The following is a 10,309-nucleotide window of genomic DNA, read 5'->3' as shown; positions in this document are numbered from 1 at the left end:
GCCTCACCCCGCCGATCTTCACGTCGGCAGGCAGATAGCGATGGTTCGCGTGCAGTCGGACGTATCGCAAGGTCAGCTTGCTCGATCGATAGGCATCAGCTTTCAACAGCTCCAAAAATACGAGAATGCAAGGAATCGCGTGAGTGCGTCCATGATCTACGAGATTGGCAGGTCGCTGGGTGTCCCCGTCAGCCGCTTCTTCGAAGGCCTTCCGCAGAATGATGAGATCGGCCGTGAGGCTTCACATCTGCCGGTCGATGAGCGCATTGAATTCATTGCCAGCGCAGAAGGTCGCCACCTGATCGAGCGACTTATTCAGCTACCTCCGCGGGTGCGAGCCCGTGTTTCTGCACTGATCGCCGCAATCGGAGAAGAATTGACCCTCCCTCGATACGATGAAGGACAAGAAGACGGCCGGCGAACTGGCGCCGGTTGAAACAAGCTGGCTTGACGACCGGTTTGGGACATGGGTTCGAACACGCCGGTCCCCATGCATTTTGCGCCTAATGTCGGCCGTAGCGATCAGCCTCGTCTTAGCTGCGAGCGCACCTGATCCCGACCAACCAGATCGTTCTCGCACAATTACCGCACACTGCCGTGCAGCGTCCGCGCGAACATGATGCCGCGCGACCGTCGCAATTCCGCGCGCTTGACTGCATGCAGAAGCTGCAGGATCGGAAACCCTTCGTCGAAGTAAACGTGCAACAGGTCTGGCTTCGGCTCGTCGAACCGCGCTCTCGCGAGACTGAGCACTTCTTCGGGTGGAAATCGCTCGTCGATCGCATAGCACCGTGCGCTCACCTGTTGGCACCGGATCTGTGGCTTCCATAGATAAGTACTGTCACCGGAAAGATGAATCTTGTGACCGCTTCAGCGCCCTTCAAAAGGTAGGACATCTCTGAACGACGCAAAGAAATGCCCGCTCGGTTAGGATTGTGACTCATCCGCGTTGCCGACATGCAACAGTTCAAGTCAAACTGATCGCAATGCTTTCTCTCTCCGGCTTCCAAAAGATTGACGCTGGCTGAAGCCGTACCTAGGCTCTCAATAGCCGGGATTAGTTTGGATATCTGCCTAGTATCTTCAAAGTTGAGGACGCAGCATGGTTGCGCTCGGCAGTGGCGAAGCCGCAGGCGAGCCGGAGCCGGCCGGAGGTGGACCGGCGGAGGGCGCGCCAGCTCCCAGCTATTCGATGTCGGCCGGGTTGGTGGCACGGCTGAGGGCGTTAGATGTTGCGCTCGCAGTTACCTCTTACCAGTCAAGTTTGATCTACCTTATCGGCCGCAATCCGAAGACGGCTGGGCTCAACGTCCACCAAACGCCGATCGTGCGGCCGATGGGACTGGCCCAAGTATCCGACGAGGGCTTGATGCTCGCGGCGGGTTTTCATCTCGTGCGCTTTGTCAACACGCTGGAACCACACCAGCGCGCCAACGGGATCTTCGACGCCTGCTACGTGCCGCGCACCGTGCACATCACTGGCGAACTCGACGCCCATGATATCGGGGTCGACGTGGCCGGCCGGCCTGTTTTCGTCAACACCCGCTTCAACTGCCTTGCCACACTGTCGAGCCAGTACAGCTTCGAGGAAGTGTGGCGACCGCCCTTCATCTCGGCGCTGGTGGATGAGGACCGCTGCCATCTGAACGGGCTGGCGATGCATGACGGCGGGCCGGCCTACGCGACGTCCATCAGCCGATCCAACACTATCGACGGGTGGCGCGATCGGCGCGCCGACGGGGGCGTCGTGATCGATGTCAGGACCGGCATGGTCGTGTGTGAAGGCCTCTCCATGCCACATTCGCCGCGTCTTCACCGCGGCGCGCTGTGGCTGCTCAATTCCGGCACGGGCGAGCTCGGCTTCGTGGAACTGCCGAACAACGGAGGTATGGGCCGCTTCCAGCCGGTGGTGTTCTGCCCGGGGTTCCTGCGCGGCCTGGCATTTTGCGGCCGCTATGCCTTCGTCGGGCTTTCCAAGCCGCGCTACAAGCGTTTCGAGGGGCTGGCGCTGGATGCCCGCCTGGCGGCCGCCGATTCGGAGCCGTGGTGCGGCATACAAGTCATCGACCTAGAAAAGGGAAACTGCGTCGACTGGTTCCGCATCGACGGTCAGGTGGCTGAACTCTACGACCTCGCCGTGATGCCCGGCGTCGCCTGCCCGATGGCGGTGAGCCCAGGCTCCCCCGAGGCCGCGGTCGTCGTCAGCCATGTGCCAAGCGGCGCGCGATCGCATTTGCCACCGAACCATTCAGTTGCTGAGGCTGTCGTGCTTGGCTCGGCGACCGAATGATCACGGCTGCCACGAGAGGGACTAATATGAGGCAGGGGGCCATACGGGGAGTGAGGAACGCGCCGGGCCTCGGCCTGCGTAGCCGCCTGGTGCTTGGCACCGCGCTCGCGACGAGTGCGTTCGTGGGCGGCTATCGCGGCTATCTGCGCCGCGCCTTCGCGGACTGCGCCGGCGCCGGCGGCACCTACACCTGCAGCGGCGTGACGACGCAGACGCAGACACTGCCGGTCTCGCCGCCCCCCGGTGTGCTCACCGTGACGACAGACCCTGGCTTCAGCATCGACACGACCGGTACCGGCGGCAACGCCTTCACTCTGACCGGCAATGGTGGACTGGCGTTCACTGACTACAACCTGTCCACCATCACCGGCTACCTCAATGGCATCAGCGCCGATAACTCCGGTGGCGGCGCACTGTCGATCACCGTCACCGGCACAGTGACGGGGACGAATCTGACGGCTCCCTACACCGACGGCATCGGCATCATCGCCCGTAACTTTGGCACCGACCTGACGATCAACGCGGTGGATGTCAGCGGTGTGGGAGACGGCATTACCGCCCGCAACTATGGCAGCGGCGCGCTATCGATCAACGCCACCGGCGCCGTGACAAGCGCGGGCTATACCGGCATTTACGCTCTCAACGAAGCTGGCACCGGTCTGACGGTCAAGGCTGTGGATGTGAGCGGTGAGGTCGGCATCACTGCCCGCAACTATGGGACCGATGCACTGTCGATCACCACCACCGGGACAGTGACGGGGACGGACACTACCGGCATCTATGCCAGGAATAGCGGAACCGACCTGACGATCGACGCCGCGGACGTCACCGGTGCAGTTGTCGGCATCACCGCCCGTCAATACGGCAGCGGCGCGCTTTCGATAACGACGACCGGCACGGTAACGGGAACCGCCGGAGTCGGCATCTTCGCCACCGACGAGGCCGGCACCGATCTGAACATCAACGCGGCTGCCGTGACCGGTGCGGACTACGGCATCTACGCCGTGCAGCATGGCACCGGCGCGCTGTCGATCACTGCTACTGGAACTGTGACCGGGACGAATATCGCCGGCATCTACGCAAAAAACTATGGCACCGATCTAACAATTAACGCGGCCGATGTGAACGGGTCCGCCGGCATCGTCGCGCGTCAAAGCGCCAGCGGGGCATTGTCGATCACCGCTATCGGCACAGTGACGGGCAATGGCGGCGCCGGAATTGTCGCTAACAACGAATCGGAAGCCGCCAGTTCGGCCACCACAGTGAACGTGGCAAGCGGCGCGACGGTGAACGGGACCACTGCCGGCGTCGCACTCGTCTCCGACAGCGGCCGTACAGCGAGCGTGGTGAATGCTGGTTCGATCCAGGGTGCGACGGGTATCATCGCGAGCACGGCTGGCCCGGTCACGATAACGAATACAGGCTCCATCACCGGCACTGGCGGCACCGCAATTGATCTTACCGGCACGAGCGGCGCCAACACCGTAAATCAGCAAGGGGGCGTCATCAGCGGCAATGTGAGCGGGGGTGGTGGCGGCGATGCCATCAGCGTCAGTGGCGGCACGATCACCGGCAATGTCACCGGCGGCGGGGGTGCCGATAGGGTCACCGTATCGCGGGGCACAATCGCTGGAGGCATCGACGCTGAATCGGTGAGCCTGACAGGCGGCACGATCGGCGGCGACATCACAGGCCTTGGTCCCGATACGTTGATCATCAACGGCTCGGCCGTGCCGCTGGTGCTGCGCAACGGCATCGTCTTCAGCGGCACGAATGCCAACGCCTTCATCACCAACGAGGATCTGGCGCAAGGCGGAGCGTTCACCCAGGTCTTCACTGGCTTCACCAGTGTCACGTCTGACAACTCGACGCTCGGCTTCGGCACCGGCGCGATCGGGATCGGAACGCTGACGCTGGTAAACGGCTCGATGCTCTACATCAACGGCAACGTCAACATGCCGGGCGGCACGGCCAATGTGACCGGCTCCACGATCCAGATGATCGATGGCGCCACCGATGACGTCTTCACGCTCGGCGGGATCGCGCTCAATGGCGCCACTCTCGGCTTCGACGTGAACCAGCAGACCTTGCAGGCGGACCAGATCGTCGCTGGAACCTTCTCGGCGCTGGGCACCAACACGATCCTGGTCAATATTCTGGGCGCCCCGCAATTCTCACAGCCGACGCAAATCCAGATCATCCAGACAGGCAGCCCCATCACCGGGAATTTCGTGATTGTGGGCGTGCCCGGCACACAGAGCGCGCTCTTCAACTATCAACTGATCTTCGGACCAGGCGGCGGACTGTTCGTCGTGGCGACACCCGACAATGTCGGGGTTGCCCTTGCAGCGCAGAACGCCGTCGATGTCGGGGCCACGAACGTCATGATCGACGCGCTCTACGGCATCAACAACGATGCGATCATGCATGATCTCGGACTTGCGAATGGCGCTGCAGTCGCGAGCCTCTCGGACACGCTGGACGTCTTTGCATCCGGCCAGTTCACGCATACCGAGCATGACGGGTTCGATGTCAATTTCGGTGGCATCAACGGCGTCGGCCCAAGCTTCGGCCTCGACGAGTTCTCGGCCGCGATCAGCCTCGATTTCAACGCGGCCAAGGCATTCGACTTCGACAAGCAGTATGGGCTGAACCTCGGCATATTCGGCGGCTATGCGTCGGCCGACGTCGATATCGGCGGGTTCCAGACCTTCACCTCCAGCGGCGAGGCTAAGAACCGTAGCGGCATGTTCGGCGCTTATGGGCTGTTCCGCCAGAACCTCACCTATGCGCTGGTCTCGGCGATCGCCTTCCTCGGCCAGACCGACATCACCAACGACATCCTCGGCACCACCGGAGACTACGACACCGAAGGCTACGGCGTGACGGCCTCGGCCGGCCACATCTTCGTGCTGGACGACAAACTTCGCTTCGACCTGCGCGGCGGCATTCTTGGCGTGACCTTCACGGGCGGCGACTACACCGACAGCGGCGGCAACCAGTTCGGCGAAAGCCGCATCTCGTTCGGCGCGCTGAAGCTGGAGCCGGGCATCTATGCCGACTACGCGCTGGAAAACGGCATGACGCTCAGCCCTTATGCCCGTATCGAACTGCAGCAGCGCTTCGGCTATTCCAACAAGGCAAGCATCGACGGCGGCGAGGTGAATTTCGACGATGCGGATTTCTCCGCCGCGGCCTATGGCGGCTTCAACCTGAAAATGTCCGAGCGCTCGACGCTCTCCAGCGAAATCCGTGGCAAGTGGTCGGCCGACAGCACCACGATTGCCGGAAAGCTTGGGCTCAAAGTGGCTTTCTGAGGTTCGCCGATGAACCAAGCCGCCATCTTGAGGGCACAGCGCTGGTTTCCCGCTATACAACGCTAATGGAGAACAAATCGCGAAGAGTGTGCGGAAACAGAAGCAGGAAGTGCGCGAGAATCTCGCGACAGGGATGAGTATTCGGCAATCGCCAGAAAGTTTGCGACAAGCCGGCACCATCATGACCATGCGAGACGAAGGTTCACGGTCCGTTCGATCTCTAGCGTAGCGCATGATTGATCTGCTCTTGTTCCGCCCCCTTTTAATCGTCCGGCAAAGGTCCCCGACGGCGGGCGTCTCAGTAGAGATCGATCCGTCTTATCGCGGCACGGTCACGGGTAGGGGGTCAAGCAGATTGATCAAGATACCGAAGGCTTCCTCGGACCCGTCGAACCTGTCGACCACGATTTCAATCGAATCCGCCTCGAAGAGCTGCACGCCGCCGAATACGTTCGTCGCGATCTCCGGATCGATCGGCGGACGAAAGCCCCGTGCTTAAGCGCATCGGCCCAGGGTTTTATCCCGGCCTCACGGCCGCGACGTCGGCTGAGGTCTGCGGCCTTTCCATCGTCAGCACCACCCGGCGCATCCGAGAGGTTATCGTGGCGTCGACCGTCAGGACGAACTGCAACGGTGCGCGCTGCCCCGGATAGACCGGGCGCCCCTCCACCTCATCGGAGACCGACAGTGCTGACGGATATTTGCGTTCGCTGACCGAGAAGGCGAGGGGCAGGGCAGTTTTCCGTTGGCCCGATGCTGATGGCACTGCTCAAGGCCCAAAACGCGGTAACGGCGAAGGCAGGGTGATGATGATTGCTCTAGAGAGCTTGTTCGCAGGCGGCAATTGCCCTATATTTTGCCCTACGAATAGGGCGAACAGTGAGGCAATGGGAACATTGGCGAAGAAGTCCAAGGAAGCGGACCGTGCCGGATCCCCGAGTGACAGGCCGCTGATCCTGACGTTCATGGACCGGTCAGGCGCAATCGCCGTCGAGCGGGTTGCCGACAGTTTCGGCATGTCCAAGACGCAGCTCGCTGAGACTGTCGGGCTCGGCCGGGAGGCACTTTACAAGGCGGCGCGCAACCGCACGCCGAGGACCCAGACGCGTCTTAAGGAAATGCTGGAGATCATCAGCCGCGTCACGGAATGGGCGGGCGGCAAGGATCAGGCGATGGCCTGGTACCGGGCCCAGCCGATCCCGGCCTTTGGAGGCAGGACCGCGGAGGCGTTGGTCAAGGATGGCAAGGCCGGCGCCGTGAGGGACTATCTCGATCATCTCGCCATCGGTGGGTTTGCGTGAGGTTTGTCGGAACGTGCTATCGAGCGCACGATCCGCGCTGGTCCTTTAAGCCGATCTCTGGTGATGGTGCTGCCGTTCGCGGGGCGCGCTTCAATGCGAAGGGCGTGCCCACCCTCTATCTGGCACTTAGCGTCATGACGGCGGTGAAGGAGGCCAATCAGGGGCTCGCTTATCGCATCGATCCCTGCGTCCTCTGCTCCTATGACGTCGATTGCGACGACATCGTCGATCTGCGGGCACCGGAAGGCCGCGACGCGGCCGGGATTCGCCTCGAAGATATGGCCTGTGGCTGGATGGATTTTCTGGCGGACGGCAAGCGGCCGCCGTCGTGGACGATCTACGACGGGCTCGTGGGGGAGGGGGCGGCGGGCATCCTGGTACCGAGCTTCGCGCCTGGAGCGGACGCGGCCGATCAGAACCTGGTACTTTGGACCTGGGCCGAAGACCTGCAGCATCGGGTTTCGGTGATCGATCCAAGCGGCCGGCTGCCGCGCAACCAGCTATCGTGGCAATGATGAGTGGTTGAGATTGATCAGACGGGGACGAGGTGATGACACCAGGCCAATGGCGGGAAACGACCCCGTTGCGGTCATTTACACTAAACCCCCTGTACGCCGGTTGACCCCAATTTAGACATCACAGAGCAGCACGGCCCGGATGTTTGGTGTAGGATGTAGCCTGCAAATTAGCCGATTAGTGGCGCAGACACTTCGCGGGTCCGGAGGGTGTCATGGATACGCTCGAAGCAGTCGACGGCGTCGAGGTGCTGATCCTCGTCGACAATGCAACCGACAATCTGTCCTCGGTGCCCTCCTTTGTGGAGACGGAATTCGCCGCTCTGGAACGGCGTCGCCGCGGCATTTGGGTTGCGGGCGGCAAATGCATGTGTTGCGCTGCCCATGGCCTCTCCTGTCTCATCACGGTTCGTCAAGGCAGCGCCACGAGAACGATCCTCTTCGACACCGGGCCTGAGGACCGCACCTTCGACCAGAATGTCTCGCGCCTGGGAGCCGATCTCGGACCAGTCGAGGCCATCGTGCTGTCGCATGGTCACTGGGATCATGGTGGTGCCATGCTGCGCGCCTTGCAACTCATCCGCGACCGTAACGGCGGCCACGACGTCCCTTGCTATCTTCATCCGGACATGTTCCGGACACGGGCCATCAAGCGGCAGGACGGTTCAATGCGGCTCATGGAAGACGTGCCCAGCGTCAGCGAGCTGACGGCTTACGGTGCAACCGTTGTCAACACGACGGAGCCGCAGCTGTTTCTGGAAGGAACGGCCTATGTGAGCGGCGAAATCCCGCGCGTGACACCGTTTGAGCGGGGACTCCCTGGCCAATGCCGGAAGACAGACGACGGGTGGGAGCCCGACGAACTGATTATGGACGAGCGCTTCGTGGCGGTGAACGTGGCCGGGAAAGGACTGGTCGTCTTCACGGCCTGCTCGCATGCGGGGGTCATCAACGTGCTGACGCACACGAAGTCGTGCTTTCCTGATCTACCGCTTCATGCTGTCCTGGGCGGCCTTCATCTTGTGGAGCAGAACGAGCGGATCATCCCGGAAACGGTTGAGGCGCTGCAGGCATTCGACATTGCCGTCATCGCTGCCGGCCACTGCACCGGCTGGCGCGCCGTAACCGCTCTCGCGAACGCGTTTGGCGACGACAAGCTGGTGCCCTTGTCTGTTGGCAAGCAGTTTTCGTTTTGAGGCGGCGATCGTCTTGTACCGGCAGCAGTACCGGCGTTCCAGGCAATTGTTCGTAGACGACCGGGGTCCGCTATCCACTCCATCGCAGTCGTTTCGTCGGGTATCAAGCGTCAGATTTTCACCACTACGTCGCTTCGCCCGGCTTATGGAAGTTCGATCTCGCCGTCCACCACGTGGTTGAGGCCGGTGCCTTCCGCCGTCAGCGTCATGCGGACGTTCAACTTCTTCTCGCCGCTGATTTGCCTTTCACGCACCGTCTCCTCGATCTTGCGCTGGGAGGTGACGCCGACTTCCTTCAGGAACTTGCGGATCGACATGTTGAAGGCGTCTTCGCTCATGGCGGAACTCCTCTGTGTCCGGAAGAGATTGTAAGGGAAGGCAAGGGATCAAGGAAGCAGGATGGTGACGCTCGGTCCCACAGAAAAAGATCCCGAGCTGAGACGGGGCGTCGGGTCCTTGAACTTGATCGGCCTTTGGAAGGAGGAAGAGTGGGCGCTTGCTGCCAGCCAGTGAAAGGACAGCTTGCCAAGACCCAGAATGCTGAAACCGTCGCGAGATGGGCCGAAGCCCTCGACGCGCTCGATTCCGTGCTGCCGTTCGACCGCCGCGGTTTTCTGGCCGAACTTTTGACGGACGACGACGTCTCCATGAGGGCGTCGATGGTTCTGATGGCCTTTGCCCGCAGGTGCGCCTTGAGCTTGGCGAAAGCCATTTCGATAGGGTTAAGATCGGGGCTGTAGGGCGGCAGGAAGAGAACCCATGCGCCCTTTGCGCGGATCGCCGCCTCGGCCATCGGGCTTTTGTGGGCGGCGAGGTTGTCGAGGATGACAACATCGCCCTTTGCCAGCGTCGGGGCAAGCTGTGTCACGACATAGGTCTCGAAGATGCGCCGGTTCATCGGGGCGTCGACGACGAACGGTGCGGTGAGCCCATGACAGCGTAGCCCGGCGATGAAGGTCTGGGTCTTCCAATGTCCGAACGGCGCCTTCGAGCGCAGCCGTCGACCCTTGCGGCAACGCCCGCGCAGGCGTGTCATCTTGGTCGTGGTTCCGGTCTCATCGATGAACACCAGCCTATGCGGCTCAACTCGCATCCGGGGCTGGCGCTTGGTGCGCCATTCTTGCCGCGCCTTGCTGATGTCGGGACGATCTTGCTCGCTGGCCAGCAGCGTTTTTTTTGAAGCTGTAGCCATTCCTGATCAACCACCGCGAGATCGAGGCGGGAGCGACCTGGACGCCTGCAGCAGTAACCAGTTCGGCGGCAAGCTCCGGCATGGTGATGTCGTCCTTCTCGGCCACACAACCAAGCAGAAACGCACGATGCGGGTCGAGCTTGGAATGGCGACGCCCACCACTCCGCTTGGGCGCCAAGCTTCCCGTCGCATGGTAGTTCCTCATCAGGATAACGACGAACGACACCGATACCCCGAAATGTGCCGCAGCCGCGTGCCGCGAATGACCGCCCTCTACAAACCGCACTACGCGTTCACGCAAATCGAGCGAATAGGGCTTGGGCATCGCAAATCACCTCCTGGCGGGAGTGAATCACGAAACAGCCCTTACCGGAATCTGGAGGCTTCTGTGAGGTCCGTTGGCTCGACGGAGCCGCTTGGCACGACGTCGGACCTCATTGCAAGCCGGATTGAACGGAGCCGCGGGTCGGTCTGGCGCTATGGGGATTGTAGCCCTGC

Annotated in this window: 9 protein-coding genes and 2 pseudogenes; 7 read left to right on the top strand and 4 right to left on the bottom strand. The window is 61.8% G+C overall.

Annotation, left to right across the window (positions count from 1 at the left end; all coding sequences use genetic code 11):
* The 3 genes from EOA29_RS13545 to EOA29_RS13535 all read left to right on the top strand — a co-directional run.
* Positions 1 to 436, top strand: a 436-nt coding sequence (locus EOA29_RS13545; protein ID WP_145969669.1) for a helix-turn-helix transcriptional regulator, incomplete at its 5' end; no start/stop codon positions are given.
* Positions 437 to 1,102: 666 nt separating this feature from the next.
* A complete protein-coding gene (locus EOA29_RS13540) occupies positions 1,103 to 2,290 on the top strand; it encodes a TIGR03032 family protein (RefSeq protein WP_210213143.1) in 1,188 nt (395 codons plus the stop codon).
* Positions 2,291 to 2,316: 26 nt separating this feature from the next.
* A complete protein-coding gene (locus EOA29_RS13535; RefSeq protein ID WP_210213142.1) occupies positions 2,317 to 5,607 on the top strand; it encodes an autotransporter outer membrane beta-barrel domain-containing protein in 3,291 nt (1,096 codons plus the stop codon).
* Between the two features lie 517 nt (positions 5,608 to 6,124).
* On the opposite strand, the gene EOA29_RS41360 is transcribed toward EOA29_RS13535, so the two are convergent.
* A complete protein-coding gene (locus EOA29_RS41360; protein WP_189478888.1) occupies positions 6,125 to 6,373 on the bottom strand; it encodes a hypothetical protein in 249 nt (82 codons plus the stop codon).
* 121 nt (positions 6,374 to 6,494) lie between these two features.
* Here EOA29_RS41360 and EOA29_RS13525 point away from each other — a divergent pair, with 121 nt between their 5' ends.
* From EOA29_RS13525 to EOA29_RS13515, 3 genes are all read left to right on the top strand, one after another.
* Positions 6,495 to 6,908 carry an antitoxin Xre/MbcA/ParS toxin-binding domain-containing protein gene (locus EOA29_RS13525; protein WP_127221004.1) on the top strand — a complete coding sequence of 138 codons (414 nt, stop codon included), beginning with the start codon at positions 6,495 to 6,497 and terminating at the stop codon, positions 6,906 to 6,908.
* The gene (locus EOA29_RS13520; RefSeq protein WP_127221003.1) at positions 6,905 to 7,423 is read left to right on the top strand and encodes an RES family NAD+ phosphorylase; all 519 of its coding nucleotides are present in this window, start codon (positions 6,905 to 6,907) and stop codon (positions 7,421 to 7,423) included. Before EOA29_RS13525 ends, EOA29_RS13520 begins: the two co-directional genes overlap by 4 nt.
* 215 nt (positions 7,424 to 7,638) lie before the next feature.
* Positions 7,639 to 8,619: an MBL fold metallo-hydrolase gene (locus EOA29_RS13515; protein ID WP_127221002.1), complete on the top strand. Its 981-nt coding sequence runs from the start codon at positions 7,639 to 7,641 to the stop codon at positions 8,617 to 8,619.
* A gap of 143 nt (positions 8,620 to 8,762) precedes the next feature.
* On the opposite strand, the gene EOA29_RS13510 is transcribed toward EOA29_RS13515, so the two are convergent.
* Entirely contained in the window at positions 8,763 to 8,957 is a 195-nt protein-coding gene (locus tag EOA29_RS13510) for a DUF6494 family protein (RefSeq protein WP_126095097.1), read from the bottom strand.
* Positions 8,958 to 9,128: 171 nt separating this feature from the next.
* On the opposite strand from EOA29_RS13510, the pseudogene EOA29_RS42960 reads away from it, so the two are divergent.
* Positions 9,129 to 9,266, top strand: a pseudogene (locus tag EOA29_RS42960) (integrase); the annotation flags it as partial.
* Positions 9,267 to 9,322: 56 nt separating this feature from the next.
* On the opposite strand, the pseudogene EOA29_RS42955 reads toward EOA29_RS42960, so the two are convergent.
* Together EOA29_RS42955 and EOA29_RS42950 are read right to left on the bottom strand one after the other, a co-directional pair.
* Positions 9,323 to 9,811: pseudogene (locus EOA29_RS42955) on the bottom strand (IS630 family transposase); the annotation flags it as partial.
* Entirely contained in the window at positions 9,702 to 10,136 is a 435-nt protein-coding gene (locus EOA29_RS42950; protein ID WP_245468467.1) for a transposase, read from the bottom strand. The gene EOA29_RS42950 and the pseudogene EOA29_RS42955, both read right to left, overlap by 110 nt.
* Positions 10,137 to 10,309 lie beyond the last annotated feature (173 nt).

The sequence above is a fragment of the Mesorhizobium sp. M1E.F.Ca.ET.063.01.1.1 genome (genome assembly GCF_003998155.1).
Classification (GTDB): Bacteria; Pseudomonadota; Alphaproteobacteria; order Rhizobiales; family Rhizobiaceae; genus Mesorhizobium.
This window is presented reverse-complemented; position numbering and strand designations above follow the sequence as displayed.